27 protein-coding genes are annotated in these 26,950 nt (G+C 45.2%); 14 read left to right on the top strand and 13 right to left on the bottom strand.

Features of this window, described 5'->3' with window-relative positions:
* The first annotated feature begins 51 nt into the window (after positions 1 to 51).
* From AELLOGFF_RS15045 to AELLOGFF_RS14990, 12 genes are all read left to right on the top strand, one after another.
* The gene (locus tag AELLOGFF_RS15045; protein ID WP_159269732.1) at positions 52 to 678 is read left to right on the top strand and encodes a hypothetical protein; all 627 of its coding nucleotides are present in this window, start codon (positions 52 to 54) and stop codon (positions 676 to 678) included.
* 31 nt (positions 679 to 709) lie between these two features.
* Positions 710 to 2,119, top strand: coding sequence for an AAA family ATPase (locus tag AELLOGFF_RS15040; RefSeq protein WP_159269731.1), 1,410 nt, complete (start codon positions 710 to 712; stop codon positions 2,117 to 2,119).
* A 1,374-nt stretch (positions 2,120 to 3,493) separates the two neighbouring features.
* Complete coding sequence (locus AELLOGFF_RS15035) at positions 3,494 to 3,850, top strand: hypothetical protein (protein WP_159269730.1); 357 nt, start codon at positions 3,494 to 3,496, stop codon at positions 3,848 to 3,850.
* 123 nt (positions 3,851 to 3,973) lie between these two features.
* A complete protein-coding gene (tatA, locus tag AELLOGFF_RS15030) occupies positions 3,974 to 4,225 on the top strand; it encodes a twin-arginine translocase TatA/TatE family subunit (RefSeq protein WP_123183820.1) in 252 nt (83 codons plus the stop codon).
* Positions 4,226 to 4,236: 11 nt separating this feature from the next.
* Positions 4,237 to 4,611, top strand: coding sequence for a Sec-independent protein translocase protein TatB (tatB, locus tag AELLOGFF_RS15025; RefSeq protein WP_159269729.1), 375 nt, complete (start codon positions 4,237 to 4,239; stop codon positions 4,609 to 4,611).
* Positions 4,608 to 5,348, top strand: a complete 741-nt coding sequence (tatC, locus tag AELLOGFF_RS15020) for a twin-arginine translocase subunit TatC (protein WP_159269728.1) — start codon at positions 4,608 to 4,610, stop codon at positions 5,346 to 5,348. The genes tatB and tatC overlap by 4 nt, the downstream gene beginning before the upstream one ends.
* Before the next feature lie 353 nt (positions 5,349 to 5,701).
* Positions 5,702 to 6,880: an alkane 1-monooxygenase gene (locus tag AELLOGFF_RS15015; RefSeq protein WP_159269727.1), complete on the top strand. Its 1,179-nt coding sequence runs from the start codon at positions 5,702 to 5,704 to the stop codon at positions 6,878 to 6,880.
* Positions 6,873 to 7,040, top strand: a complete 168-nt coding sequence (locus AELLOGFF_RS15010) for a rubredoxin (protein WP_159269726.1) — start codon at positions 6,873 to 6,875, stop codon at positions 7,038 to 7,040. The genes AELLOGFF_RS15015 and AELLOGFF_RS15010 overlap by 8 nt, the downstream gene beginning before the upstream one ends.
* 11 nt (positions 7,041 to 7,051) lie before the next feature.
* Positions 7,052 to 7,216 (top strand): rubredoxin, encoded by a 165-nt coding sequence (locus AELLOGFF_RS15005; RefSeq protein ID WP_159269725.1) that lies wholly within the window; start codon positions 7,052 to 7,054, stop codon positions 7,214 to 7,216.
* Positions 7,217 to 7,229: 13 nt separating this feature from the next.
* Positions 7,230 to 9,362, top strand: a complete 2,133-nt coding sequence (locus AELLOGFF_RS15000) for a PQQ-dependent dehydrogenase, methanol/ethanol family (protein ID WP_159269724.1) — start codon at positions 7,230 to 7,232, stop codon at positions 9,360 to 9,362.
* An 86-nt stretch (positions 9,363 to 9,448) separates the two neighbouring features.
* Positions 9,449 to 10,075 (top strand): class I SAM-dependent methyltransferase, encoded by a 627-nt coding sequence (locus AELLOGFF_RS14995; protein ID WP_159269723.1) that lies wholly within the window; start codon positions 9,449 to 9,451, stop codon positions 10,073 to 10,075.
* Between the two features lie 88 nt (positions 10,076 to 10,163).
* Positions 10,164 to 11,159 carry an AraC family transcriptional regulator gene (locus AELLOGFF_RS14990; RefSeq protein WP_159269722.1) on the top strand — a complete coding sequence of 332 codons (996 nt, stop codon included), beginning with the start codon at positions 10,164 to 10,166 and terminating at the stop codon, positions 11,157 to 11,159.
* A gap of 113 nt (positions 11,160 to 11,272) precedes the next feature.
* Here the strand turns inward: AELLOGFF_RS14990 and AELLOGFF_RS18235 are convergent, their stop codons facing one another.
* The 12 genes from AELLOGFF_RS18235 to paaZ all read right to left on the bottom strand — a co-directional run bounded on the left by AELLOGFF_RS18235 (position 11,273) and on the right by paaZ (position 21,686).
* On the bottom strand, positions 11,273 to 11,476 hold the full coding sequence (locus AELLOGFF_RS18235; RefSeq protein WP_159269721.1) for a helix-turn-helix domain-containing protein: 204 nt from the start codon (positions 11,474 to 11,476) through the stop codon (positions 11,273 to 11,275).
* Positions 11,477 to 11,780: 304 nt separating this feature from the next.
* Positions 11,781 to 12,542, bottom strand: a complete 762-nt coding sequence (locus tag AELLOGFF_RS14980) for a nuclear transport factor 2 family protein (protein ID WP_159269720.1) — start codon at positions 12,540 to 12,542, stop codon at positions 11,781 to 11,783.
* A 134-nt stretch (positions 12,543 to 12,676) separates the two neighbouring features.
* Complete coding sequence (locus AELLOGFF_RS14975) at positions 12,677 to 13,096, bottom strand: Rrf2 family transcriptional regulator (RefSeq protein WP_159269719.1); 420 nt, start codon at positions 13,094 to 13,096, stop codon at positions 12,677 to 12,679.
* A gap of 98 nt (positions 13,097 to 13,194) precedes the next feature.
* Complete coding sequence (paaI, locus tag AELLOGFF_RS14970) at positions 13,195 to 13,695, bottom strand: hydroxyphenylacetyl-CoA thioesterase PaaI (RefSeq protein WP_159269718.1); 501 nt, start codon at positions 13,693 to 13,695, stop codon at positions 13,195 to 13,197.
* Positions 13,696 to 13,817: 122 nt separating this feature from the next.
* The gene (locus AELLOGFF_RS14965; protein ID WP_159269717.1) at positions 13,818 to 14,909 is read right to left on the bottom strand and encodes a 2Fe-2S iron-sulfur cluster-binding protein; all 1,092 of its coding nucleotides are present in this window, start codon (positions 14,907 to 14,909) and stop codon (positions 13,818 to 13,820) included.
* Between the two features lie 30 nt (positions 14,910 to 14,939).
* Complete coding sequence (gene paaD, locus AELLOGFF_RS14960; RefSeq protein WP_200842744.1) at positions 14,940 to 15,461, bottom strand: 1,2-phenylacetyl-CoA epoxidase subunit PaaD; 522 nt, start codon at positions 15,459 to 15,461, stop codon at positions 14,940 to 14,942.
* Between the two features lie 17 nt (positions 15,462 to 15,478).
* Positions 15,479 to 16,246, bottom strand: coding sequence for a 1,2-phenylacetyl-CoA epoxidase subunit PaaC (gene paaC / locus AELLOGFF_RS14955; protein ID WP_159269716.1), 768 nt, complete (start codon positions 16,244 to 16,246; stop codon positions 15,479 to 15,481).
* Between the two features lie 8 nt (positions 16,247 to 16,254).
* Positions 16,255 to 16,545, bottom strand: coding sequence for a 1,2-phenylacetyl-CoA epoxidase subunit PaaB (gene paaB, locus AELLOGFF_RS14950; RefSeq protein ID WP_159269715.1), 291 nt, complete (start codon positions 16,543 to 16,545; stop codon positions 16,255 to 16,257).
* Positions 16,546 to 16,555: 10 nt separating this feature from the next.
* Positions 16,556 to 17,527 (bottom strand): 1,2-phenylacetyl-CoA epoxidase subunit PaaA, encoded by a 972-nt coding sequence (gene paaA, locus AELLOGFF_RS14945; protein WP_159269714.1) that lies wholly within the window; start codon positions 17,525 to 17,527, stop codon positions 16,556 to 16,558.
* 21 nt (positions 17,528 to 17,548) lie between these two features.
* Positions 17,549 to 18,754 (bottom strand): 3-oxoadipyl-CoA thiolase, encoded by a 1,206-nt coding sequence (gene pcaF / locus AELLOGFF_RS14940; protein ID WP_159269773.1) that lies wholly within the window; start codon positions 18,752 to 18,754, stop codon positions 17,549 to 17,551.
* 82 nt (positions 18,755 to 18,836) lie between these two features.
* The gene (paaG, locus tag AELLOGFF_RS14935; protein ID WP_159269713.1) at positions 18,837 to 19,628 is read right to left on the bottom strand and encodes a 2-(1,2-epoxy-1,2-dihydrophenyl)acetyl-CoA isomerase PaaG; all 792 of its coding nucleotides are present in this window, start codon (positions 19,626 to 19,628) and stop codon (positions 18,837 to 18,839) included.
* A gap of 15 nt (positions 19,629 to 19,643) precedes the next feature.
* The gene (paaZ, locus tag AELLOGFF_RS14930; protein ID WP_159269712.1) at positions 19,644 to 21,686 is read right to left on the bottom strand and encodes a phenylacetic acid degradation bifunctional protein PaaZ; all 2,043 of its coding nucleotides are present in this window, start codon (positions 21,684 to 21,686) and stop codon (positions 19,644 to 19,646) included.
* Positions 21,687 to 21,894: 208 nt separating this feature from the next.
* Between paaZ and AELLOGFF_RS14925 the strand changes: the two genes are divergently transcribed.
* Both AELLOGFF_RS14925 and paaX read left to right on the top strand, forming a co-directional pair.
* Entirely contained in the window at positions 21,895 to 24,000 is a 2,106-nt protein-coding gene (locus AELLOGFF_RS14925; protein ID WP_159269711.1) for a 3-hydroxyacyl-CoA dehydrogenase NAD-binding domain-containing protein, read from the top strand.
* Between the two features lie 385 nt (positions 24,001 to 24,385).
* Positions 24,386 to 25,315, top strand: a complete 930-nt coding sequence (gene paaX / locus AELLOGFF_RS14920; RefSeq protein ID WP_159269709.1) for a phenylacetic acid degradation operon negative regulatory protein PaaX — start codon at positions 24,386 to 24,388, stop codon at positions 25,313 to 25,315.
* A 248-nt stretch (positions 25,316 to 25,563) separates the two neighbouring features.
* Here paaX and AELLOGFF_RS14915 read toward each other — a convergent pair whose 3' ends face one another.
* Positions 25,564 to 26,934 carry a DUF1329 domain-containing protein gene (locus AELLOGFF_RS14915; RefSeq protein WP_159269707.1) on the bottom strand — a complete coding sequence of 457 codons (1,371 nt, stop codon included), beginning with the start codon at positions 26,932 to 26,934 and terminating at the stop codon, positions 25,564 to 25,566.
* Positions 26,935 to 26,950: the final 16 nt, after the last annotated feature.

Here is a 26,950-nt window from a genome sequence, read left to right as displayed (position 1 = left end):
AGCGCTACTAGGCAGTTTGATATCAGCAATCAATGAATTGAGGATTAATCCATGATCACCAACACCAAAACAACAATGATAAATCTGAATTTACTCACCGACGTTATCGATGCCTTTATCGAGGAGCAAGGAGTGAGCCTAAATGGTAAAGCCCTGATCGCACTCTTTGGGCAAGGCGATGAAGAAGACAACTGGGAAGCACTGTTGGATTTTATTGGTCGCGTAGACGGCAAGGCCATCGTATCAAAAGAGAATCTACTTCAACTACTACGCAATCACATCAAGTCACATTTAAGCAGAATGCGGACGCCTAGTTTTCAGGTTGATAAGCGCTGTTTGAATAATCTGTATGGCTATCTGTCACGCAGTGAGTGTCAGACACTGGCACTTGGTATGGCGTTTTTGGTCGAACAGGAAATTAGTCGCCAGAAAACCCTCTGCACAAGCACGCCTGATCAGTTTTGGATGCTAGATAACCTTAACCGTTGGGACCGTAACCTAGCCTATCAATACTGTCTAACGCGGCTAGTGAATAAGGATATTCGCTTCCAGAAAAACCCCGCGTGGTTACTCCCAATTCTCGTGAATCGGTTTTATCAACACTCTGTCCTGCCATGGATTGCGAGAGGCCGAGATATTTCGCAACCAGTATGCCAAGCAAAAAATTCAGATCAATAAACAGGTAGTCGTTTTGAATATGAGAACAACTATGATTCATCAAATTGAACAACTCATTGCTCGTGGCATTCCGGTCGTGTCGATTAGCGGTGCTCAAAAATTGGCCCGCACCTTAGAATTAACACTAGCGCATTATACCGTGGATGCCCCCTACTTGATTTTTAACGTCGATACAATCGACGGTTCTAAGTGGATCTTTTTAAGAGACGTCGAAGAGGCGAATCGACTGCTCAAAACTATCTTAGACTTCTATAATCAATTGCCAACTAACATTGATCAAGACCGTGTACAACTTATCGACCTCGTATCGTCGAATAACCCGCGCCCTCGTGCATGCGATAGCATTACGCTCGCACTAATTGACGACCGGAACCGTACTTTCCTACCTGTGCCATCGGATGAAAAACGACCACGTCTTGAATACGACAATACAACACGTCCCAAACAAGCTCCCATCAGATTCCTACACGCGATGAGTGAAGCTGAGATCGAGAAAACCAACAGTATTTCTAACAATTTCGGACCGGAATTATCTGATTTGTTAAGCCAACTCTCACGGCCGATTAAACGCTGGCTACCAAACAGCGATGCAATACATCGGGTTGAGACTTTAAAAGATGAAACACCTCACATGGGAGAATTCCTGGACGAGGTACTCAACACGATGAAAATGGCAGAACGATTTACGGCGAATCGATTCACTCTACCGCCAATGATACTCAAAGGGCCGCCTGGTGTGGGTAAAACACACAGCCTCTTTGCGCTTACTGAAGCTTTAGGCCTGAGTATGCACAACATCCCAATGTCGACGCTAGGAGCTGGATTTGCATTGACCGGCATGGAGAGAGGCTGGCGTGATCCAGAAGCTGGATTGCTTGCCAAGGCTGCCGCTAAAAGCAAACACATCAACCCGATCATTATTCTTGATGAGTTTGAAAAAGCAATGTTTAAGAAAGCGGACAACGTAGCGGGTATCGAGCCTGCTCTGCTGCAGATGCTAGAGAAAGACAGTGCCCGGCGCTTTTATGACTTATATCTTGAGCAGGAAATAGACCTATCCGAAGTCAGCTACATTGGCTCAGCGAACACGATAGATTCAATTCCACCTGCAATACTATCCCGAGTTAAAGTAATTGAAGTAGGTTATCCGACGCCAGAATCACTACAGAGGCTTTATTCGAAAATCCTAAATAACGCGTTGAAAGATGACTACGGTATTGACTGCCTTACTGTCGGCGTCACGACAAATAAAGATCGCGAACTACTCACCAACATCAATCCCAGATTATTGCGAAATAACGCGGGTCGGATCCTATCGACGATCATCATGACAGCTCAGCGAGGAGATCATATCTACGTTTCAGCTGAGGAGTTGTTGCGGCTTATCCCTAGTGATCCAAATACGGCACTAAAAGGTATTGGGTTTATGGCTGTCCTATAACGAATATGACGCACGCTAACAATGGAGGTAACACTAAGTGCCTCGCATCTAGGGAGATGGCAATACTGATTTATAATCAGCGACAGCAATCTAGTACCACATATTTTTCATCAAGTTTTTAGGCCAGTGAATTATAGCGCCTCGTATTTAGCATAATTCTAGATAAATAAAAAATCATTCAATTTCAGTTTACAAGCTCAACTACAGCAAAACATGACTGAACTTATCTTAACCGTCGAAAATTTTAGGTTGCCGAACGGATTTAAATTTTTGCATGCTTCGCTGCTCCCTCATCCTAGTCGACCCATGCAATTACTCGGCGCGGCTATTGTCATATACTTTCGTGCTGTGCAGGGTGTTCGGTATCAATTCCGGATGAGCAACACCGCAGCTCTGCAATTTATATATGTATCATATCTTCCTCGACCCCTGACCATCGCACGTTAATAATCGGCGGAAAAATCGTTTAGCTATCACCCCCTTTTTACCGAAAGGTAAACATCGATAACTTCGCCGTCGTGACCCACAGCTCCCCGAAGGTAATGCCGCCTCCCATTGATCGAAAAAAATTCGTCAACGTAAAACGTATCGCCAACGCGCCTGCGATTCCGTCGCAAAAACGTGTGAAAATGGCGCCGAATTTTACGCACCCGAGCCGAATAGCCTCACGACTGACATGGATCCCTCGCTCCGCCAATAATTCCCCTATATTCCGGTGACTCAAATTGAAGAATAATATTGCGGGGAATGGGTAGCGCTTGCATATAGCAGTCCCTGCATTAGCAGAAGCCGTAAGTTAACTTGGCAACACCTTGCGAAGGGCTTACGAGTGGCAATTCGTAATCCGTCTCCCTGAACAGAAACATTCTTCAGGTAGAGATCAGAAAAAATTAGCCAAATGTACTGCATATCCCAAGAGCGAGCAAATTGATGTATTCCAGTGAAATCAATTAAATTCAATACCGAAAGATTGTAGCGAACTATATGAACATTAGACTCCACATCAAGATTAGCAGATTTTGATTCTCACCATAATTTGCGATCCCTCTAGCTCCATGTGAAAACCATTCAATGCTTTAGCATAAATTCAATTTCACACTACGGCATATAGATATGCTCGGCAATCATGTCCTAAGTATTCGGTTTGTGACTTGCTTATCACTTCAAAAATTATTATACAGAAAACTATGACGATTCAATAAAAGTGTGTCATGATATACTGAAATGAAAATAAGACTCAAACTTGTCGACGACAAACCACTCGAAGTTCACTTCGATAACTGACGGTATGTGCGCACAGAAATGAACCACATTTCAGAATTCTTGCCGAGATCCTCGGTAGAATATTCAACCAATTAAAGGAGTTATACAATAATGAAACAAGTCAAAAATGCCTTAATAGGCGCATTTTTTGTTTGCTTGGCAACTACAGCAAACGCTCAAGTTGCACTCATTGCAAACCTTGCTGGCGAACTTAGCTCAACACTGAACTCTACGCCAATTGGCCAGTTGCCGTTACTGAATGACCTTATCAACAACACCGGCTCAGTTGCTGTCAGCCAACTTACAACTACCTTATTGCCAGTATTAGTTGACTTACCAGGTGTTAATTTACTTGTAGGTCCAATCGTACCTCTCGGCACGCAGTTTATAGGTGTTGTATCCCCACTACTTAACACACTACCTATCACAGAGCTCCCTGGCTTAAGCTCACTCCCAGGCGGACTATAAAATATTTTCACGATAGGTTTGACCTTTAGATCATTATTTTTCAAAGGTTAAGCCTATCAATTGTCTGGAATAACAATTATGCCGTATCGAAATTATACGGATAATTTAGAAGAGGAAGCACTTATGGGTATCGGCGGCATTAGCATCTGGCAGTTACTTATCATTCTGGCAATTATCGTTCTACTATTTGGAACAAAAAAACTAGGTAGTCTAGGTAGTGATCTCGGCAGCGCATTACGTGGATTTAAAAATGGCATGAAAGACCTAGATCTGGAGAAATCGGAATGCGACGAGCTAGTTTCTGCTTCGACGCTCAAAACCAATGAAATCCAATCTGAGCAATCACTGACCAACTCAGTTGAGAATCGAGTTTAGCCATGTTCGACATGAGCTTCCTCGAACTAGTGGTTATAGGGATCGTCGCTTTGCTTGTACTAGGCCCTGAGCGCCTACCTGGTGCAATCCGAACCGTTTCACTATACGTCGGACGAATGAAACGAGGATTCAACAAGTTACGATTCGAAATCGAAGATGAAATTAACGCCTCAGAAGTGAAAATAAAACTGAAAAGTGATGCCATTTCCAGAATAGACGAAGACCTTGCGGCACTAAAGAAAAACATTACATCAACTATAAATAACGCAAATACTAGCGAAGAACAGAGAAATACGCCCATTGAAACTAATAATGGCGTGGAAGATACCTCAAGTACTCGCAGTCATGACAAACAATCACTAGCAATCGATACGCACAACTTATGATTTCCGAGGTGGAAGATAATAACGTGGCGGCATTAGGCTCGAATCTCACCGAACTTCGCGATCGACTTCTGCGCGTGCTCTGCGTCATGCTAATAGCCACACTATCTATGATCCCTTTTTCACAGGACATATACAGCCTCGTAGCCGGGCCCCTGTTAAAGTACTTACCGGAAGGCGGACATATGATCGCCACCGAAGTAACCTCTACGTTTATGGCACCTTTAAAGCTTGTGCTTTACGCAGCATTCGCTCTTTCTATGCCCGTTATATTATTTCAGTTATGGGCATTTATCTCGCCCAGCCTGTATCAGAGTAAAAAAAATATAGGTATACCGCTGCTATTTTTAAGCGTGGTCCTTTTTTACTTAGGTATAGCATTTTCTTTTTACGTGGTATTCCCATTGGTATTCAGTTTTTTCAGTGGCGCAACACCTGCAGGCGTTACCTATACTCCAGATATTTCACTATATCTGAGTACAATACTTAAATTATTTTTGGCTTTTGGCCTTACTTTTGAAATTCCTATCGCAACTGTGCTAATCATAATGAGCGGCATGGCAACTAGGAAATCATTAAGCCAAAAGAGGCCATACATTATCGTTGGCTGCTTTGCTATAGGCATGCTGTTAACGCCCCCTGATATAATGTCTCAGGCATTACTTGCCATCCCGATGATCATGCTTTTTGAGCTAGGCCTACTTCTTAGCCTCTTTATTAAAACGAAGCACTTCGATTAAATTAAGCAAGCAGTTACTCGATAAAATGATTACTTTATTGTCACGCCCAACAAGCATGCATGCTTGCAACGATGCTCTACCTTATCTTCTGGCGCCAAATACCTAGCCTATAACGTAAAGAACAGACTGCAGAATCTTCCGACTATTGCGGAATACAAATCTCAAGCCAATTAAGTGGCAAGGCATAACATCCTGCATTTCTTTGAGGCTGTAAACCGCAGTTTCATTGCTTCGTCCACAACAACATTTATTCGTTATATGGATAGGAAATTCGCAAACGCGATATATATGCATTTCCCACTCATACTACGATACGCCTACTAAAATAAATTAGTTAGTAGGCGGAATTTGTAATGGCTCAATATAATACTTATAACCACGTTGAAAAAATAAAGACTAAGGACACCAAGCGATACCTATGGTGGCTTCCACTGTTGGTAGCAGTATCACCGATCATCGGTATAAAAATATACGAAGCTACGGGTAACCCATTATTCCCATGGCTTACCCCTATTCTTTGGTACATCTTTATCCCACTAGGGGATTTCGTGTTTGGTAGAGATGATGCAAATTATCGAGACAGCCGATCAGAAGAGATTGAGAACGATGTTTTTTATAAATGGCTTGTATTTCTTTCCGTACCACTTTTTTATGTAACCTGGATATATTCTGCTTGGTGGATAGCTACTGTTGCTAGCAGCACTACAGCCTACTTAGGTGTCACTATTGGCGTGGCTTTGACAAATGGACTTGCATTGGTAGTTGGACATGAGCTAGGTCACAAGAATAATCAACAAGAAAAGAATTTGGCCAAATTGGTATTAGCTGTTCCAGCATACGGCCATTTTTCTGCAGAGCATAATAGAGGTCACCACAAAGATGTCGCCACTCCTGACGATCCGGCTTCAGCTAGGCTGGGTGAGTCATTATATAAATTCATTCTTAGAGAAATTCCCGGTGCATTTGTACGAGCATTTCATGATGAGAATGTAAGACTAAAAAGAAAAGGTAAGTCAGTATTTAGTATTGAAAATCAAATTCTTCAATCGTTTTTCATTACATTTCTTCTGTATGGCGGCGCACTTTATACATGGGGACCGGTAATACTTCCATTCATCCTAATATCAACATTGTGGGGATGGCAGTTCCTTTCTACCTCAAACTATATTGAGCATTACGGCTTACTGCGACAAAAACAGGAAGACGGAAGATTTGAGCGTACTCGCCCAGAGCACTCGTGGAATGCGGATCATATTGTATCTAATATTATGACATTTCATCTACAGCGACACTCAGATCATCACTCACGTCCTACTCGTCGATATCAAGTCCTTCGAAGTGATGATGCCCCACAGCTACCAACCGGGTATGCGGGCTGTTTCACAATGGCCTACCTACCATTCTTATGGCGCAAAGTGATGGATCATCGAGTTTTAGAACAATACAACGGCGATATATTGAAAGCAAATCTAGACCCAAAGAAGCGCGATGCCTTAATAAGAAAATATACTAAGGGAGATAGTAATGAATAAATATGTTTGCCCAGGCTGCGGTTACATTTACAGCGAAGAATCTGGAGATGAATTTGAAGGGTTTCCCGCAGGCACTAAGTGGATCGACATTCCCGCTGACTGGGCTTGCCCGTCGTGCGCAGTGCGTGACAAACAAGATTTCCAGAAATTTGAAGATTAGGAATTATTTTGATGTTTGAAAAATACGAATGCATTGTATGCGGCTTTATATATGACGAAGAGATCGGTATTCCCGACGACGGAATAATAGCAGGCACAAAGTGGAAAGATATCCCCGAATCGTGGACTTGTTTTGAGTGTAGCGCCCCGAAGTCCGATTTTGAAAAAATGGAGTGAAAAATAATTCACAATGAATATTAATAATAAATTAAATCATGCAATTGTGGCTATAGGAATTACATTGGTTTGTGGCTGCACTAGCGCGGGCAGAGATGATCTCACTGGCGGGAAACCTGCTAGCACAAGCACAGAGATCGAATCTGTAGATTGGCCAATGCACGGAAACGACGTTTACGAACAGCGCTATTCGGTACTCTCCGATATTAATACCGATAATGTTTCTAAGCTTGGGCTCGCATGGTTCCACGATTTACCGGAAGATCGAGGGCAAGAAGCCACACCAATTGTGATCGATGGAGTTATTTATACTACGTCTGCGTGGAATCATGTTCATGCATTCTTAGCTGAAACAGGCGAAGTACTTTGGGAATATGATCCCAAAGTTCCTAAGTCCACAGGCGTCAAAGGATGTTGCGACGCGGTAACAAGAGGCTTGGCATACCACGATGGAGGAGTTTATTTAGCGACATTAGATGGCAGACTTATAGCGCTTGATGCGAAAACCGGTGGCATGCGCTGGAGTGTGAATACTGTAGATAGCTCATTGAACTACACTATTACTGGAGCTCCAAGGGTTGCAAAAGGCAAAGTATTCATAGGCAATGGGGGCGCAGAGTATGGGGTGCGAGGATACATCACAGCCTACGACATAAACTCAGGGGATTTGGTGTGGCGGTTTTACACTGTCCCTGGCACAAATAACCATGAAACTGGCACAGAACCACAAGATTTAATGGATGAAACCTGGTCAAAAGGTAATAGCTCATTAGAAAAAGGGGGGACTGTTTGGGACACAATTGTCTATGACCCCGATACAAATAGTCTACTTTTTGGCGTTGGCAATGGCTCACCGTGGAACCCGAATATCCGGTCGCCCGGCGGAGGTGACAATTTATTTCTATCCTCTATAGTTTCTGTCGATGCTGATACCGGAAAATATAAATGGCACTATCAAACCACTCCGGGAGAAGCGTGGGACTTTACAGCGACCCAGCCTATTGTACTCGCTAATATTAATATTGACGGCTTAGATCGAAAAGTCGCAATTCAAGCGCCTAAAAACGGATTCCTATATGTCTTAGATCGAACCAATGGTAAATTAATTTCAGCAGAGAAATTTGTTGACGTTAATTGGGCGTCACATATTGATAAATCCACCGGGCGCCCAGTTATAAACCCAGACGCTCAATATTGGAAAACTGGGAAGCCCGCTCTGGTTAAACCGTCCTGGATGGGAGGCCATAATTGGCACCCAATGGCTTTCGACCCCAATTCAAATACACTTTATATCCCAGCCCAAAATACTTCTTTCCCTTACTTGGCGGAAGACGAGCAAACTCCTTCTAAACTGGCGGTAAATCTCGGTGTAGATACGAAAGCGGCTAATTTACCAGACAACCCAAAGGTTATAGCTGCTGTAAAAGACGCTACATCTGGCTCGCTACTTGCCCGCAACGTACTTACCGGCGAAGACCTTTGGCAAGTAGAGTATCCTGGTGTTTGGAATGGTGGCGTTTTAGCTACGAAAGGAGGTTTAGTATTTCAAGGATCTGCTACGGGTTATGTAAACGCTTACAACTCAAAAAATGGTCATCTATTATGGCGCTTTAATGCCCAGACCGGTGTTGTTGCGCCTCCGGTGACGTTCAAAGTAAATGGCCAACAATATATCGCAGTGAATGCCGGATGGGGGGGTATTATGCCACTTATGACCGGTGTTTTAACTCAGGATGCCGCGCAAGGCTACCCAGTTAATAAAAGCCGTCTATTGGTTTTCAAAATCGGAGGCCACACCAATTTACCCGACGACAAACGAGCCACCCTAGAAATACAAGCCTCTACACTGCTAGGTGACCCAGCCGCGATTACGAAGGGGTTTGAGATTTATGACCGGTACTGTATTAATTGCCATGGCGCCGGAGCTGTTGGTGGCGGTGTAATTCCGGACCTCAGATTTTCTGGATTTAACAGAGCACCAAACGCATGGCTTTCCGTTGTTAGAGATGGAATCTTAGAATCAAGAGGCATGGTGTCTTACAAGGATGAGCTAAGTGACGAAGACATAGAAAGCGTCCGGCAGTATATCCTAGAGCGAGCTAAGTACGCCAAAGATAGCGGCGATAATGAGCGCCCAGCCCGATGAAAGTTTTGGTTAAGCCATATATTTATTGGGTACTACAATTTATATCGGGCCTCTAGTTAATAAAAAAGTACATAATAGGATTAACCATGAGCTTTTATGACGACAAAGTTTTACCACACATTTTAGACAAACTCTGTAGTCAAAATTCAGTAATGAGTTTGCGAGAGCGAGTGGTTCCATTAGCTCGAGGGGTAGTACTCGAAGTTGGAATCGGCAGCGGTATTAATTTACAGCTATACAACGCTACTAATGTCGATTTTGTCTGGGGACTCGAGCCCTCAAATGGAATGCGACGTAAAGCACAACATAATATTAACAAGTCCCCAGTCAACGTAAAGTGGTTAGACCTTCCTGGGGAAGAAATCCCCTTAGAAAACAATAGTGTTGACACTATTCTGCTTTGCTTTACTCTCTGCAGTATCTCTAATAGCACTAAAGCTCTACGGCAAATGCATAGAGTTCTAAAAGAAGATGGAATATTATTATTTTGCGAGCACGGCAGATCTCCGGAACCTGATATTGCAAAATGGCAGCAGCGGGTAACACCTACATGGCAAAAGATTGCTGGTGGCTGCCATCTTAACCGGCCCATTCAAGAATTGATATCTTCATCCGGCTTTGACGTAATTGAATTAGAAACATGCTACATGAATGGATTCCCAAAGATAATGGGCTACATGTATATCGGACAGGCAAAAAAAATGCACAAATGAATTTAATAACCTTCGGCTCAATGAACGACGATCTTTATAGCAATTTATTAACCTCGCTGCTTATTGACCACAATGACTACTTATTTTTATGAATAGAAACTTTAATCTAATAATGAATACTGTTTTTAAAAACAGCATCGACCCTGATGAAGCTTGCTCATTGGTAGGGTCAGTATATCAGCCACACAAACTTAACTTGTGCCGCGCGTCCGACCAGCTTTCCGCAAGCATGGAACACTACCCAGTTTCTGAAACATCCATAAGCCGACTCACCTACAACGCAAACATTCACATACAATCTGAACCGTTCCGAAATTTCTATTTGATAATGCTACCAGTTAGCGGTCATTTTAACATCCGCCAAAATAACATAGAAAAAACCGCGACGGTCGGAAGCCCCGTAATATTAGACACAGATAAAAATATTGACATGCAATGGTCAAATAATTGTGAAAACATAATATTTAAATTAGACAAAAGCCTAATCGATCGCACTCTTTTGGAATCTTATGGGGTAGAATCGAAGCTTGCCGTCGCATTCAACTGCCCCAACAGAGAACAAGGTAATTTTGATAAATTTTCTATTATGTTAAATAATTTTATTATAAATAACCCATATTTAAGCGACCTACCGAACAACTCCGAAATGTTTAAAAATATCGAAAGAGTTCTAGCGCTATCCTTGCTATCCGGAAACCATAGCCATGCTGAGGATATTGAAAAAATAAGGTACAGAGTCCTTCCAAAGGTAATCGTTAAAGCCAAAGAATTTATGGAAGAAAACTACTCAAAAAAAATTACCGTTCAAGATATTGCCAACCACGTTTGTATCAGCGCTCGCTCACTTCAAAAAGGGTTTGAGCAGTATGAGTGCACAACCCCAACACTATATTTAAGAAGACTTCGCTTGAGAAGAGCGCGAGAACTTCTTGTTTTTTCCCGACATGAAAATGTTGGAATTAAAATTTCCGAAATAGCAATGCGTTGCGGATTCTACCACTTCGGAAATTTTAGCAAATGCTACTTAGAGGAATTTGGTGAAACCCCATCTGTAACACGCTCTGGACGAAAGTCCGCCTTATAGCGCCCGCAAGCGCTTGAACATTTACAAACTCTTCTGATTGAGGGAAATCGCACGCATTCAGAATGCTTGTCACGAAGGCACGATTTACAAACTTATTGACAATATACAGACAATCAGGACGGATTTAAAAATCGGTAATCCCTAGGTGACAACCCATAACGCTCCTTAAATGTTCTACTAAAGTTCGCACAATCATTAAACCCAATACTTAAAACAATATCTATAATTTTTCGACGACCGTGCGTGATATCTGCCAGCATATACCTAGCCATCTCCAGGCGAGTATCTCGAATAAGCTTTGAGGGTGTAAGTTTCAAATGATTCGAATAACATATACAAAGACCGCCTAGACATACACATTTTCGAAGCTAGATCAGGCGATGAAAGAGATCGGCTATTACTTGATGACATATTACAACGTGCAAAAGCCTCAGCGGTATAACAATGGTTAACGCGGGCGATGATAGAAAACCAACCCAAGAAGCGGCCCGGAAATAGTTGACCACTACAGTCAACCCCTGCGACGTGAATTTTTTCTGCCGAGGCTTGCCATGATCTATCGATTTGCAAGAAAAGACCTGCTAAAAAAACTTCCAGCACGAGGACGGAAGTCTCCCTTTCTCAGAATTTCCCGTTACTATTTTGCCACGCATCCCGCGCCGGAATCTCTTCGACCACGTCCCAATGCTCAACTATTTTTCCTTCGGCTAAACGGAACATGTCATAAAAAGCAACGTCATTACCATTGAAGTGCCCACCAGAAACGACCAGCGCAAAATTGCCTTTACCTAGCACCATATGCACTTTGCTATAGGCTACCTCTACGCCTTCTTCTGCCCACTGACCAAAGGCTTCTGCAAGGCCATCCAAACCGTCTCTAACCATGGGATGATGTTGGATATAGGTTTGGGCACTGACAAATTCCTCCGCCCTAGACAAATCCCCCACCATCAAAATATTTTCTACAAATGCGCGAGCCACTAATTTATTGGCAACAGTACAATCTATATCTACGATCTCGACGGGGCCGTCCAGCAGGCTGCGACCGCTGGGGTTAGCTGGCACAAGTGGCTGTGCGTTATCCCAATGCTCAACAACGTAATCACCCTCAAATCGAAATATATCAAATACCGCTTTTGCGCCGCCAATATCTATCTCACTATGGGCAACAACGTAGTCTCCATCTTGAAATACCCGCTTTGTTGACACTTTAGCCAGACCATCGGGCAGTGACGCCACCACCCCACGAAATCCTGCTGGGCCATCAGGCACATAGAGATTGTGTTGAATATAAACCTTGTCATCGATAAGGCTCATTGCATCAGCATCTTTTGTCTCTATCGCTTTAAGTAAGTCTACGACCTTGACTTCACGAATATTCATATTTCAGTCCTCTTAACTTTCATCTCACACGCTAAGCGCGCCCATAAATACCCACCAAAAACTGATTTTAGTAAGTAAAACTCATTTTAATGTAACTAAACCTGTTACATTAAAATGCAAAATTTTTAGCGAGACTAGCCCGCTATCTCGACCTTGGCCACCAAATCTCTAATCGTTACTTTTCCGAGAACTGCCTCAACCGTGCTTTGTGTACTCGAAAGCACCCCTCCTAAAAGCCCTTCAATATTACGACCTACAGGACATTGGGGATTAGACGTTGGGTGCACCCGAAACAACTGCCCTTCCTCGTCTACGGCCCGCCATACATCGAACAAAGTGATACTGCTGGCAGGTCGAGCAAGACGGACGCCGCCACTGGCGCCACGCTCAGCGCATGTAATTTTCGCATCGTTTAAGCTAATAAGCAGGCGTCGAATTAGCGCCGCATTAGTACCCACGCTGGATGCAATTAATTGCGACGAGATTGGTTGCGTCTCATCCAAGCTAATAACAGTTAGTACATGTACCGCTACTGCAAATCGGGTATTGCTCATAAGTTTAATCAGACAATGTATTTGTAACCATTATGATTACTTATTATTATCTGTCAAGTGAAGGCGCGCTACTTTTCTATATAGCATCTTATTTAGCCTTAACTAGGCTTTAGCTGGGCCTTGGCTAGGTACTCAGCGGTTTTGCTTTGAAGTTCACGCTCGTCCATCAATACACCCTTCACTTGATAGGAGCGCCCACGGAATGTTGCAAGTAGCTCGGCTCGCTGATTTACAATACTGACATCGTATACCCCTGTCCGCTTGCCCCGTGATAGCTCCTTTGCTGTAGCGGTTAATCGATCCCCAAGTTTAGCCGGTGCAATATAGTCAATTGTGCAAGCTTGCCCAACAGTCACTGCATTATAAGTATTACAGGCAAACGCAAACGCGGAGTCGGCGAGTGTAAAAATATACCCGCCATGACAGCTATCGTGGCCCTGTATCATCACATTGCTAACGATCATACTTAGCACTGCTTCGCCAGGTACTATGGTGTCTATCACCATTCCCAGAGCGCGCGTTGCTAAATCGCGCTCATACATTAGCGCCGCACAAGATTCTGCTAACAGTTGTGGCGATAATTCAACGGTACTTTGCATTAACAATCACCAATAGCATTAAATGTAAAAAGCGCATTACCTAATGTAAAAAAAGTGATGCGCCAAATATCAGCCTAATAACCGAAATAGCGACCAGCCACATTTTCGCGTCGCCAACGTAATCATTTCTCGTCAAAGCTAACAATCACCCTGTCGCTTATTGGATGCGCTTGGCAGGTAAGGATAAAGCCACGCTCCACGTCGGAAGCATCCAGACCGTGAGTAATATCTTGATCGACCTCGCCCTCAACAAGATGCGCTTTACAAGTGGAGCAAACCCCACCCTTGCAACTGTATGGCAGGTCTATTCCGTTATTCATGCCGGCATCTAATATGTTCTCGCCGTCAGCAGCAAGGTCAAAGCTACTAGCACGACCGTCGGCAATGATCGTCACCGCACTGGTTTTACCCGCATAGGTTTTAGCGCGAGCGTGGTGCTTTTTAACAACTGTATCTGCATCTTCAGCCGAAGAGCCAAAAAGCTCAAAGTGGATATCATCGTCTGCAACGCCAAAATCACGCAGGCCGCGAGATACTTCAGAAATCATCGACTCAGGACCGCAAATATAATAGCCATCAAACTCACCAAGTTGCAGTAAGCGTTTGCTCAATGCCGCGCCTTTGGCATTATCAAGACGTCCGTTAAGCAGGTCGACACCTTGATCTTCGCGACTCAATATATTCACCCAGTGAAAACGTGTCATAAAGCGATTTTTCAGGAAGCTTAGCGCGGTGCGGAACATCATGGTATTCGTCCGCTGATTACCGTACAAAAGCGTGACTCGACTTTCGGGCTCCACTTCTAGTATCGACTTGATATTCGACAACACCGGTGTAATGCCACTACCTGACGCGATAAAAAGATAATTGCTTTTTTTCGCTGGATCTAGGACCACACTAAAACTACCCTGTGGCGGCATAATTTCTAGCGTTGTGCCCGCCGCAAGCCGGTCATTTGCGAAATTCGAAAATTTCCCGCCTTCAACTCGTTTAATTGCGATTTGCATACTTTTATCATTTATACCTGAACATATTGAATAGGAGCGCTGTATAGGCTCCCCGTCAATATCGGCACGCAGGGTTAGGTATTGACCTGGGCGGTATTTGAATGTGGCAGTAAGCTCTGAAGGAACCTCAAAGCTCAGCACAACGGCGTCGTCGGTTTCTTTTGTGCTACGCGAAACGGTAAGCGGATGGAAATAGTTGGCCTTCATGCCCCAATACCCTCAATTAAACTAAAGTAGCTAAATATTTTTAAAATAATCAAATGCCTCACTACAGGCCTTGCAGCGGTAAAGTGACTTGCATGATGTAGAACCAAACTCACTTATTACCGCCACATCCATTGAATTGCAGTGTGGACATTGAATTCCCGTATTCGAATGTTTACTCGGCGCAATTCCATACTCCTGCAACTTCTTTCGCCCCTCAGACGACATCCATGCAGTTGTCCAGGCTGGCGACAGCTTAGACTCAACCCGACTATTCACGTACCCCGATTTTTGCAATGCAATAAGAATGTCTTCTTTCATTACATCAACAGCGGGGCAACCGGAATAAGTCGGGGTGATCGTTACGAGTAATTCATTGCCATTTTTTTTTATATCTTGTAGTACACCGAGATCCCAAATACTAAGCACTGGAATCTCAGGGTCTTTTACTGCGTCTAAAAGATCCCATACTTCAGGAATACTAGACTCTCGTCGCCGCCTACGTCGCTGGTACTCCTCCAATGGCAAAAGCGGAATAAGCTGGCTGTCTTTCATGGCGTTATTCCCACGCTCTACCAACGACAGCCAGGATAGGCACGCTGCACATATTGCAATTCAGCTAACAAATGTCCTAGGTGCTCGGTATGGAAGCCAATACGCCCGCCTTTAACCGCCCAACTTGCCGGAGGCAAAGTCACATTCGCCTCCGCAAAAGTTTTCGATACCGCACTAAACCAACGGTCAAATAAGGCACTGCGATCAACGGCAACGCCAATTTCACACAAGTCACGCTCGAGATCATCCATCTCAAACAACTCGGTGGTATAACCCGTCAATTCGTCTAAGGCCAACTGCAGGCGACGATGACTTTCGTCTGTGCCGCCCCCTAGGCGTAACATCCACTCGCGACTGCGGCGCAGATGGTAACTTGTCTCTTTTGCCGACTTTGCCGCAATACCAGCAAGATCACTGTCTTTTGATTTAAGCAACTCAGCAAGAAACAAAGCCTCGTACTCATCGAGCAAATATTGACGAGCGAGCGTAAATGCGAAATCACCACGCGGTAACTCATGCATTAGAAAATTGGTAAAATCCCGACAATCACGCTGGTAGGCAAGTGAGTCTTCGGTACTGCCATTACCTCGCAATTGCGCGGCATAATTTAAAAAATTACGTGCTCGCCCTACATAATCCAGCGCGACATTCGTCAGTGCTAAATCTTCTTCTAGAAACGGGCCATTGCTACACCACTCACTTAGTCGGTGCCCCAATATCAGTGCATCGTCCCCGAGTCGCAGTGCATATACGCTTATTGTTTGATCTATATCTCGTTCTTTCATTGCAGACCTCACATGCTGTTCACTTCATCGGGAAGCTTATAATGGGTAGCGTGCCGATACGGCTTATCATCAAGCGGGTCATAAAAGCTTTCGCAATCACTTTCTTGAGAGGCACAAATATCAGAGGAGTTAACAACCCAAATACTTACACCTTCACCACGACGAGTATAGACATCACGAGCATACTCAAGGGCCTGCTCTTGATCTTCAGCGTGCAAACTGCCGACATGCTTATGGTCAAGTCCACGACGAGATCGAAGGAACACTTCATACAACTTCATATTCACGTTGTCAGTCATCATTTTCTCCTTATGCAACTTCTCGGCTGCGCTTTTTTTCTTCGTATGCACAGATTGCATCTCTAACCCAAGAACCCTCATCATGCGCTCGGCGGTGATGAGCAACTCGCTCGCGATTACAATGGCCACTGCCGCTAACGACGCGATCAAACTCTGCCCAGTCAATCTCGCCAAAATCAAAGTGACCGCGCTCTTCATTCCATACTAAATCTGGGTCTGGCAGAGTAAGTCCGATTGCCTCAGCTTGTTCCACACTTTGATCGACAAACTTCTGACGAAGCTCATCGTTTGTCTGACGCTTTACCTTCCATTTCATCGATTGTGCAGAGTGTGCGGAATCCGCGTCGTGTGGACCGAACATCATTAATGACGGCCACCAAAAGCGGTTAACGGCATCTTGAGCCATGGCTTTCTGCTCGGTAGAGCCCTCCATTAACGTCATGAGAATGTGGTACCCCTGACGCTGATGAAAACTTTCTTCCTTGCAAATCCTCACCATGCTCCGTGCATAGGGACCATAAGACGTGCGCTGTAGAGATACTTGGTTAACGATGGCAGCGCCATCTACCAACCAACCAATCGCGCCCATATCAGCCCAACTTAATGTTGGATAATTAAAAATTTGGGCATATTTGGCTGAGCCATCGTGAAGCGATTCTATTAGCTCCTCACGCGTTATACCCATAGTTTCTGCTGAACTATAAAGGTAGAGACCATGACCCGCTTCGTCTTGTACCTTTGCAAGTAAAACGGCTTTGCGGTGCAAGGTTGGCGCGCGAGTAATCCAATTGCCCTCAGGTTGCATGCCGATCACTTCTGAATGAGCATGCTGGGAGATCTGGCGAATCAGATTTTTGCGATACTTCTCCGGCATCCAATCTTTTGGTTCTATTTTTTCTTCCGCATCAATACGCTCTTGAAAATGCGCATTCAAACCTTCTAACTCACTTGAGGAGAGTTCTTTTGAATCAAACTGGATCATTTTAATACTCCTTTTAATTCCTTAAACACGCTCGATTACAATGGCAATACCTTGGCCTACGCCGATACACATCGTGCAAAGTGCATAGCGCCTTTTACGTTCGATCAATTCATAAACAGCCGTAGTGACCAAGCGCGCCCCGCTCATCCCTAACGGATGACCTAGCGCTATGGCGCCGCCATTTGGGTTAACGCGCGGGTCGTCTTCGGCTATATTTAATCCTCGCAGTACCGCGAGGCTTTGCGCAGCAAATGCCTCATTTAGTTCAATAACATCAATGTCAGCAATTGTTAAGCCAGTCTGCTCCAAAACCTTACGGCTTGCCTCTACTGGTCCATAGCCCATAATCCGTGGCGCCAGACCACTTGCAGCCATGCCGAGTACTTTCGCTTTTGGCTTCAAACCGTAACGACTAGCTGCCGCTTCAGACGCCAACAATAGGGCGCAAGCGCCGTCGTTAAGACCCGAGGAGTTGCCTGCCGTTACTGTTCCGTCTTGTCGAAAGGGCGTTGGTAATTTCGCTAGGCCTTCAAGAGTAGTTTCAGCACGGGGGTGCTCGTCGCGGTCAACAATTAGCGGCTCGCCTTTGCGACGCGGAATGCTCACCGCAGCAATTTCACAGTCGAAACGACCCCGCGCTTGTGCAGCCGCCGTCCGCTGTTGCGACACATAGGCAAACTTATCTTGATCTACCCTGCTAATATTAAAATCTGCCGCAACGTTTTCTGCGGTTTCGGGCATGGAGTCCACGCCGTACTGGGCTTTCATTGCTTTATTAATAAAGCGCCACCCCAAGGTGGTATCAAACATTTGGCTATTACGGCCAAAGGCAGAATCGGTCTTTGAAACAACGAAAGGAGCGCGGGACATCGACTCGACACCGCCAGCAATGACAAGCTCTGCTTCACCTGCTTTTATTGCCCGCGCAGCGTTACCCACCGCATCCATTCCAGACCCACACAGGCGATTAAGGGTCACACCAGGCACGTCGACCGGCAAGCCCGCAAGTAGCGCCGACATTCGGGCGACATTCCGATTATCTTCACCGGCTTGGTTCGCGCAGCCGTAAAAAACGTCATCTACCTTCGACCAATCAACGCTAGGGTTTCGTGCTATTAAAGCCCGCATTGGCACTGCACCGAGATCATCCCCGCGCACTGGCGCTAACACGCCACCGTAACGGCCAATTGGCGTACGCTGAGCGTCACAAATAAAAACATCTCTCAAGCTTTTCAATTTCTTCTCCTAAACCCTTAATCGCGCTTACACTCTTGTAATTCTTACAGCACCAGCGTCGCTACTAGATAGATTATTCACCACGAAATTCAGGATTGCGCTTTTCTATAAAGGCAAAGACGCCCTCTTTGTAGTCGTATGTTTTACCGGCGCTGCGCATCAGCTCCTTCTCTACCTCGAGCTGCTCATCAAGGCTATTGGTCGCTGACGATAGGAAGGCCTTCTTAGTAAAAGCAAAGCCCCGTGTTGGCTGAGTCGCCATCTGCTTTGCCAGTGCTAACACGGTGTCCATCAGCACTTCATCGTCAACAACTTGCCAAATCATTCCCCAATCTGCGGCCTGTTCAGCAGACACCTTAGGCCCAAGCATTGCGAGGCCTCTGGCCCTTGCCATGCCGATGAGACGCGGTAGTATCCACGTACCACCAGAATCAGGAATTAGTCCTAGCTTTGCAAAGGACTCAATGAAACTTGCCTTGCGGCCGGCGATAACAATATCGCAGGCTAAGGCGATATTTGCGCCCGCACCCGCGGCGACGCCATTAACCGCACAAATAACGGGCTTGTCCATGTGGGTAATTAAACGGATTAAAGGGTTATAGTAATTCTCTACTGAATCACCCAGATCCGGCATGGTGTCGCTAGGTGCAACAGCACGATCATTTAAGTCTTGCCCTGCGCAAAATCCGCGACCATTTCCCGTAATAACAACACAGCGAACGAGTTTGTCTTCTGCCGCTTGGCTCAGTACTTTGCGCACCTCGCCATGCATTGCGGCCGTAAAACTATTCAATGATTCGGGTCGATTAAGGCGCAGTAAGGCAACGCCATCTTCTACCGTGAATTCGATATTTTCGTAATTCATAGCGATTCTCCTTGCTCAAACTTCGCGGCGTTCAACCAGTGTCAGAATGTCGTAAATAGCAACTGCAACATCGTGCTGATTGGTGACCTCGATAGCCCACGCAACAACACCGTTAGCTTTCTCATCGCCGCGGGGTGTTTTCTTAATCTTCTTCTTAACGGTCAGTTTGGCCCGGATGGTATCGCCGATGCCCACAGGCTCGATAAAGCGCAAATTATCTAAGCCATAGTTTGCAATAACAGGGCCTTGTGAAGGCTCAACAAACATACCGGCAGCCGCAGAAATCACAAAATAACCATGCGCCACGCGCTTACCAAAGAAGGAGTCTTTGGCGGCAACTTCGTCAAAATGAGCATAAAAATGATCACCACTAACGCAGCCAAAATTCACGATATCGGCTTCAGTCACTGTGCGGCGGTGGGTTATTAGCGTTTCGCCAATTTGTAGATCTTCAAAGTATTTTTTGAACGGGTGAACGCCATCACTCTCTACCACCGCACCGCGATGATATTCAGAGGTAACAGCAGACAGCATATTGGGAGAACCCTGCAACGCAGTGCGCTGCATATAATGCTTAACCGCGCGCAAGCCACCGAGTTCTTCGCCGCCACCAGCTCGACCAGGCCCGCCATGAACCAACATCGCGAGCGGTGAACCATGACCGGTAGATTCTTTAGCGCAATCGCGGTTAAGAATATGAATTCGGCCATGCCAAGCTGCTGCTGCAAGCACCAACTCGCGCGCTTCGGCATTGTCGAAAGTAACCACTGAAGCGACTAAACTACCTTTGCCGAGCTGCGCAATGCGAATTGCATCGTCAATGCTGTCGTATGGCATTACGGTACTTACCGGACCAAAAGCCTCGATCTCGTGCACTAACATTTTCTCAAAAGGCTTGTCGCATTTGAGAAGGGTTTTAGGAAAAAAGGCGCCTACTTTACTATCTGCACCCACTAAATCTAAGCAGTCGCCACCGCCGTAGACAAGCTCACATTCTTCAGTAAGACGTGCTACCTGACTACGTACATCCTCAACCTGACTCTTGCTTACCAAGGCGCCCATGCGAACACTTTCATCATTCGGATTACCAACAGTGATTTTGTCTAGCCGCGCACTTAGCGCCTCGATAACATCGTCCATTAAGGCGCGTGGCACCACAATTCTACGAATAGCCGTGCATTTTTGACCGGCCTTAACCGTCATCTCTTTAACAACTTCTTTAATGAACAGGTCAAACTCGGGATCGTCCTTTGCTACCGTCCTACCCAGAATGGCGCAATTTAGGGAATCCGCTTCCATCGTAAAAGGAATTGAGTTTGCGACAATATTTGGGTGTGTCCGCAATTTGCGGCCGGTACTGGCAGAGCCTGTAAAGGTGACTAAATCTTGTTCATTGAGGTGCTCAAAGAGATCGCCAACGGAACCGCAGATAAGCTGTATAGCGCCTTCGGGCAGGAATCCACCATCAACAATCGCCTTAACCATCGCTTGGGCAAGAAAAGCATTAGCGCTGGCGGGCTTCACAATAACGGGAACACCGGCAATCAGGCTAGGCGCGATTTTCTCGAGCATACCCCAGCACGGAAAGTTGAAGGCATTGATGTGCAATGACACGCCACGCTTAGAGGTTAAAATATGGCGGCCGAGGAAGCTGCCACCCCGCGATAGGTTTTCAACGTCGCCCTCAACCGTCATTACATCATTTGGCAGTTCACGTGTTGCGAGGCTGGCATAGGTAAATACGGTGCCTAAACCACCTTCTATATCCACCCAGCTGTCGGCACGGGTTGCACCGGTTTTAGCCGATAGCGCATAAAAATCTTCTTTATCCGCCATTAGCTGCTTAGCCATTGCCTTTAGTGCAGCGGCACGATCGTGGAATGTCATGGCCCGTAGTGCAGCGCCACCAACTTCTCTGCCGTAACGCAATGCCTGCGCAAAATCGACGCCGTCGCTAGAGACGAAACACACAGTCTCGCCGGTCACAGCGTCAAATGTTTCGACCCCGCGGCCCTCGCCTTCACGCCATTTTCCGCCGATGTAACTATTGAGCTTCATAAACCAGACTCCACTGTGCTGTTTATTATTTATAACTAAATATCTGCACTTCAATACTCTCTAAATCACCAAGAGCCTCATGAGCGCTATCTTTAGATATGATACACAATTAAATATGATACACAATAGATGCCTATAATTACTTTTTGTGTAACACTTTCACAAATTGGACGCTGCAAGCGCAAATAACGCACACGAGGAACCGCTAATGCCGAACACAGAAAAGCACCCAAAATCATCGCCGATAGGGTATGAAATCAAAGATGGCGTCGCGCTTATTTCAATAGACAACCCGCCAATAAACGCAATTTCTGCGGCAGTTCGCGAAGGCCTACTAAGCTCGCTAGATAAAGCAAAGAACGACAACGTTAGTGCGGTGCTTTTGTATTGCAAAGGTAAAACCTTTATCGCTGGCGCAGACATTACTGAATTTGGAAAGCCACAAACCTCTCCCACACTCCCCGAGGTCATTGCTGCAATTGAAGAGTTTGCCGTACCTGTAATGGCCTTATTACACGGCAATGCCTTAGGTGGCGGGCTTGAAATAGCAATGGCGGCTCACTATCGATGCGCGACAGCAACAACAAAACTTGGCCTACCTGAGGTTACCCTAGGGCTAGTACCGGGCTCTGGCGGCACACAGCGCCTACCCCGCCTGGTAGGCGCTGAAAAAGCGCTTGCCATGATTTCTAGCGGAAAACCAATTTCAGCCACAGAGGCTTTAGAACACGGCTTAATTGATCAAATAATAGAATCACCATCGATAGACTCCGCACTGCTGCACCTTCGCGAGCAAATCAAAAACGGTGCCGAAATTAGGCGAACTGGTGAGCTTCTCATCCCACAAACACCAGATGGATTCTTTGCAAAGAAAAGGCTTTCAATAAAACCTAGCGGTGTTCTCGCGACGAGCTACATTCTGGATCTCATTGAATTAGCTACAAAAACCAATATAGACGAAGGTCAACAGATAGAACGAGAACGATTTCTCGAATGCCGAAGCTCGGCAGGCTCCGCCGCCTTACGTCACATTTTCTTCGCCGAGCGATCAAGCGCTAAGCTCACCGGTACAGCACAATCTGCTATCGCTCGCCCTGTTGAGCAAGTTGCTATTATTGGCGCCGGCACCATGGGCGGCGGTATTGCCATGTGTTTCGCTAACGCAGACCTCCCAGTAACACTGGTAGAAACAGCGGAGGCGAATCTCAGTCGTGGAATTGCACAGATTAAAATGAATTATTCACAATCTATGAAACGAGGACTTCTTAGCCAGGAACAAGTTAACGACGCGATAGCTTGTATTAAACCCAGTCTAGACTACCAAGATATTGCAAACGCCGACTTAGTTATTGAAGCAACTTTTGAAAACATGGAGGTAAAGAAAGAAGTTTTTGCCAAACTCGTTACAGTTTGCAAAACAGACTGCATCCTCGCTACCAATACCTCGTATTTGGATATTGACACCATCGCTGCCACTACAGACCGTCCTCAAGACGTTGTCGGTGCACATTTTTTTAGTCCGGCCAACATTATGAAACTTCTTGAAGTTGTCCGGGCTGAAAAGACCGCGCCAGATGTACTAAAAACCATCATGGAGATTGGCAAGCGCATCGGGAAAGTGCCAGTCGCCGTTGGTGTATGCCATGGCTTTGTCGGTAATAGAATGTTAAAAGGCTACGCACGCCAAGCACAGCTCTTACTGCTTGAAGGCTGCACCCCCTCACAAATAGATACTGCAATTCAATCTTGGGGAATGGCTATGGGCCCATTGGCAGTGGGCGACCTTGCGGGCATTGACATTAGCTACAGGTCACGTCGAGACCAAGGCATTCCTAGCGGAAGCATGGCAGAATTCGCTCTTCCTGATGCTCTGGTGGAAAGTGGACGTCTTGGCCAAAAATCTGGCTCCGGTTACTATACCTATGACCAAGAAACACGCGAACGCAGCGATGACGACTCCGTCATCACGCTGGCCTCCAGTATTGCTCAACAATGGAAAATTGATAGGCGTGAAATTCAAGACACCGAAATTATTGACCGCCTTACACTTGCCCTTGTTAATGAGGGCATTCGTATCCTTGACGAAGGGGTCGCTGCACGGCCAAGTGATATAGACGTCGTATACGTGAATGGCTACGGCTTTCCTCGGTGGCGCGGCGGCCCAATGTACCATGCAGAAAAAGTGGGCCTAAAGCATATTCTACAGAAATTACGAACGCTTCATAAACAGACAGACGATGCATTTTGGGAACCTGCACAACTACTGATCCGCTTAGTTGAAGCCAACAGAGAGTTATCCGAACTGAATACATAAAACATCATATTGCCCACTTGGGACCTCATCCGTCGGAATCTTAGCAATTTGCGGGTAAACAACCTTAGTGGGCGCCTTTAAATGCTAATTATTCAATCGTATTACGTATGCACAATAGTACAAAACCCTCTACGCCAATACTCGCATATATTTTGAGTTAGTGTAGCCCGTAGTGTGGGCTAAAATAAGTAATAGATACTACAGAAAAAGTAAGAGCGCAAAAATAACGCTAAAAGCTTAAAATATAATACAATGGAGTGCTTTATCATACATATGAACTCAAATCCTAGGCTGTAAAATTGACCATTTCGGAATATATTACTTACATCAATTTCATGAACGCCGAACTACACACTTCGTCGTAATTAACAGGGATATCCAATTCGTGCCGGGAAAATCTAACGAAATAGGGCAATGGGTCAAGAATTACATCAAGAAACATGACCCTCGATCAAAGTCTTTAATTATCACCGTTTTCGGAGATTCGATCGCCCCTTACTCAAATGGAATTTGGCTAGGTGATCTCATTTCACTCATGTCGGAAATTGGCGTCAATGAACGCCTAGTTCGAACAAGTGCCTTTCGGCTTACAGACGAAAACTGGTTGTCATCAGAACGGCAAGGCAGAAAAAGTTTTTACTCACTAACTAATTCTGGCACCAAGCGCTTTGAAGCCGCCTACAGGCACATTTATAAATCCCCAAGCCAAAATTGGGACGGTAAATGGACGCTGGTTATTATTCAACGAAATAATGAATCAACCCCAGAGCGAAGTGAACTACGACGAGACCTAGAATGGGATGGATTCACTTTAATCGCGAATGGTGTATTTATACACCCAACTGCAACAGTAGAATCTGCCAAAAAAATTGTCACACAAAATGGCTTTGAAGATCTGTCAATCGTATTCAGGGTAGAAACTGGTGAAACAGACGATAAAATTCAAAATGACATTAAAATAAGAAGCAACTGGAACTTAGAAAACGTCAATTCAAGGTACCGAAATTTCATTACAGAATTTAGCGCCGCTGAAAAACTTATAAGCCAACACAACCTAACTCCAAGAACCGCATTTCAGGTTCAAACCCTTATGATTCACTCTTTCCGGCGGGCTAACCTTCACGACCCCCAACTACCAGAATCCCTCTTACCTAGAGACTGGCCCGGGCAAAAATCATTTGAACTTTGCGGCCAGATTTATGAGTATACCTGCAGATTATCGCACGAGCATGTAAGTGAAACAGCTTCGTTTACCTCATCAATTGAATCAGGTACGCGATTAAACATTTCAGTAGAAGACAGGTTTCAGAGTTAATTTTTTTAAAACCATTGCTTAACTCTTATAAAAAGGCACTGAAAAAAGGAGGCACCAAACAAGCACACCTCCATAACACCTAGGCATTTAAAACCAGTTATACGAAATCTAGGGCCATATAAATGGACGATACATTTAAATGATAAATATTATCGCCTAACAGAGCACACCGCTACTGACTTCAGGTGCAAACCATATGATCAAAAATGCATCTTTCAAATAAGGGCCAACAAACGATAGCCCGCCTCTCATGAACGACCAAGACGCTGCAAAGCAGCATGCGTTAGATAGTCATCATAAATCGAATCGTTATTTGCAGAACTGACATGGCCACTATCCAACTCCTTAACCTGCTCTATCCGCGTCATTCTCCCTGACTGAAATTCATAAGCATGTAAATATGCCCATGACCAGTATGGATGTTTTCCATCCATAAACTTATTTTCACCATCGTCATATAGGCCATAACAACCATCAAAGGAGCGAAATGGCTTACCTTGCCGGTCATAAGTTACCATCGCAACCGGCATACCGTTGCGAACATCAAACCAAACGCGCTTCTTACTAACTGGCGACCTTGCAAATCCCGTTGGTTCCGCCTCACACACTATCGTCTCTGGCACCATCTCAACAACGCTATCAAAAAAAGTTTCACCTAACTCTCCACCGTGAACACCATGCTCCCAGTTTGAGTGTTTCGAGTTCCAGCCCCCTGAAACGCCGGCAAGTAAAGGCTGCCGACCAATTACCTTGTAATTCCCCCATGTATGAAGCGGGTCTCCGGCGGCCCAAGCATCGGATAGGTATAAAGCTGAGCCAGGCACGAGGGGTTCAAATCGTTGATTACTAGGAAACTGTCTAATTCTTCTAAAGCTAGGCACATAACCGTACAAATCAGGCAATTTATTTTGATCGTAATCCCAAATGTTAAGATAACTAGCACCGCTCTCTGATGCCGGTGACGTATAAACTACGGTATTAAATCTCAACTTATCAATATGCTCGTTCCAATACGGCTTTGGATCAAGAACTACACGACCAACGGGTGAGAGTTCCGCCCAAACAAGATCATACTCATAATCAACTTTTCCATTGTTCGCGACATCATATTCTTTCATCGCATAGAGACTAGCATCGTGCCGCCCCCACGATAACGTTAGCCCAGCAAATAGCTCCAAGGCATTCTGTGTGCCGGGAAATGGATGCCCACCAATCCATGGTTTACCGTCATCATTAACCACATTTCCTTTATCATTGAATTTAGCTTTACCCTGGTTTCTTAATGTCGCTTCCAAATACTCCCACGGCCCGAGCTTCATCCAATCAGTAGTCGTTGGTATAACCTTGAGCTTGCGCCCCATATTTTTTACGTGATGATATTTCGCGGGTTCTAGAAGATTTTTTACATGCTCGACATTATCAGCAGTAATTATGCCGCCAGTGCTAATATTGCCCTTGGTATATGAATCAACTGACAGGAGTTCGTCAGGATAGGCCTTTTCAATTTCTCCTGTTCTAGCGATTGTAGGCCACAGCGGTGCCAAAATTCCGGCACCAACAACTGACGTACTATATCTCAGGAGATTTCTACGACTAATGCCTGATATCCAACGAGCCATCTTAAAGTCCTCATTA

It is taken from the genome of Zhongshania aliphaticivorans, from assembly GCF_902705875.1.
In the GTDB taxonomy this organism is placed as follows: Bacteria; Pseudomonadota; Gammaproteobacteria; order Pseudomonadales; family Spongiibacteraceae; genus Spongiibacter; species Spongiibacter aliphaticivorans_A.
This window is presented reverse-complemented; position numbering and strand designations above follow the sequence as displayed.

Excerpts from the sequence above, each read along its gene's own strand:
- AELLOGFF_RS15010 (WP_159269726.1), top strand. The coding sequence starts at position 6,873 with ATGAATAAATATGTTTGCCCAGGCTGCGGTTACATTTACAGCGAAGAA.
- AELLOGFF_RS15000 (WP_159269724.1), top strand. The coding sequence starts at position 7,230 with ATGAATATTAATAATAAATTAAATCATGCAATTGTGGCTATAGGAATT.
- paaZ (WP_159269712.1), bottom strand. The coding sequence starts at position 21,686 with ATGAAGCTCAATAGTTACATCGGCGGAAAATGGCGTGAAGGCGAGGGC.
- paaC (WP_159269716.1), bottom strand. The coding sequence starts at position 16,246 with ATGAAAGAACGAGATATAGATCAAACAATAAGCGTATATGCACTGCGA.
- tatB (WP_159269729.1), top strand. The coding sequence starts at position 4,237 with ATGAGCTTCCTCGAACTAGTGGTTATAGGGATCGTCGCTTTGCTTGTA.
- paaA (WP_159269714.1), bottom strand. The coding sequence starts at position 17,527 with ATGATCCAGTTTGATTCAAAAGAACTCTCCTCAAGTGAGTTAGAAGGT.
- AELLOGFF_RS14965 (WP_159269717.1), bottom strand. The coding sequence starts at position 14,909 with ATGAAGGCCAACTATTTCCATCCGCTTACCGTTTCGCGTAGCACAAAA.
- tatC (WP_159269728.1), top strand. The coding sequence starts at position 4,608 with ATGATTTCCGAGGTGGAAGATAATAACGTGGCGGCATTAGGCTCGAAT.
- tatA (WP_123183820.1), top strand. The coding sequence starts at position 3,974 with ATGGGTATCGGCGGCATTAGCATCTGGCAGTTACTTATCATTCTGGCA.
- AELLOGFF_RS14975 (WP_159269719.1), bottom strand. The coding sequence starts at position 13,096 with ATGAGCAATACCCGATTTGCAGTAGCGGTACATGTACTAACTGTTATT.
- AELLOGFF_RS14980 (WP_159269720.1), bottom strand. The coding sequence starts at position 12,542 with ATGAATATTCGTGAAGTCAAGGTCGTAGACTTACTTAAAGCGATAGAG.
- AELLOGFF_RS14915 (WP_159269707.1), bottom strand. The coding sequence starts at position 26,934 with ATGGCTCGTTGGATATCAGGCATTAGTCGTAGAAATCTCCTGAGATAT.
- AELLOGFF_RS15040 (WP_159269731.1), top strand. The coding sequence starts at position 710 with ATGATTCATCAAATTGAACAACTCATTGCTCGTGGCATTCCGGTCGTG.
- AELLOGFF_RS14995 (WP_159269723.1), top strand. The coding sequence starts at position 9,449 with ATGAGCTTTTATGACGACAAAGTTTTACCACACATTTTAGACAAACTC.
- paaI (WP_159269718.1), bottom strand. The coding sequence starts at position 13,695 with ATGCAAAGTACCGTTGAATTATCGCCACAACTGTTAGCAGAATCTTGT.
- AELLOGFF_RS15015 (WP_159269727.1), top strand. The coding sequence starts at position 5,702 with ATGGCTCAATATAATACTTATAACCACGTTGAAAAAATAAAGACTAAG.
- paaD (WP_200842744.1), bottom strand. The coding sequence starts at position 15,461 with ATGAAAGACAGCCAGCTTATTCCGCTTTTGCCATTGGAGGAGTACCAG.
- AELLOGFF_RS14990 (WP_159269722.1), top strand. The coding sequence starts at position 10,164 with ATGAATAGAAACTTTAATCTAATAATGAATACTGTTTTTAAAAACAGC.
- AELLOGFF_RS15005 (WP_159269725.1), top strand. The coding sequence starts at position 7,052 with ATGTTTGAAAAATACGAATGCATTGTATGCGGCTTTATATATGACGAA.
- AELLOGFF_RS15035 (WP_159269730.1), top strand. The coding sequence starts at position 3,494 with ATGAAACAAGTCAAAAATGCCTTAATAGGCGCATTTTTTGTTTGCTTG.
- paaB (WP_159269715.1), bottom strand. The coding sequence starts at position 16,545 with ATGACTGACAACGTGAATATGAAGTTGTATGAAGTGTTCCTTCGATCT.
- AELLOGFF_RS14925 (WP_159269711.1), top strand. The coding sequence starts at position 21,895 with ATGCCGAACACAGAAAAGCACCCAAAATCATCGCCGATAGGGTATGAA.
- AELLOGFF_RS15045 (WP_159269732.1), top strand. The coding sequence starts at position 52 with ATGATCACCAACACCAAAACAACAATGATAAATCTGAATTTACTCACC.
- paaG (WP_159269713.1), bottom strand. The coding sequence starts at position 19,628 with ATGAATTACGAAAATATCGAATTCACGGTAGAAGATGGCGTTGCCTTA.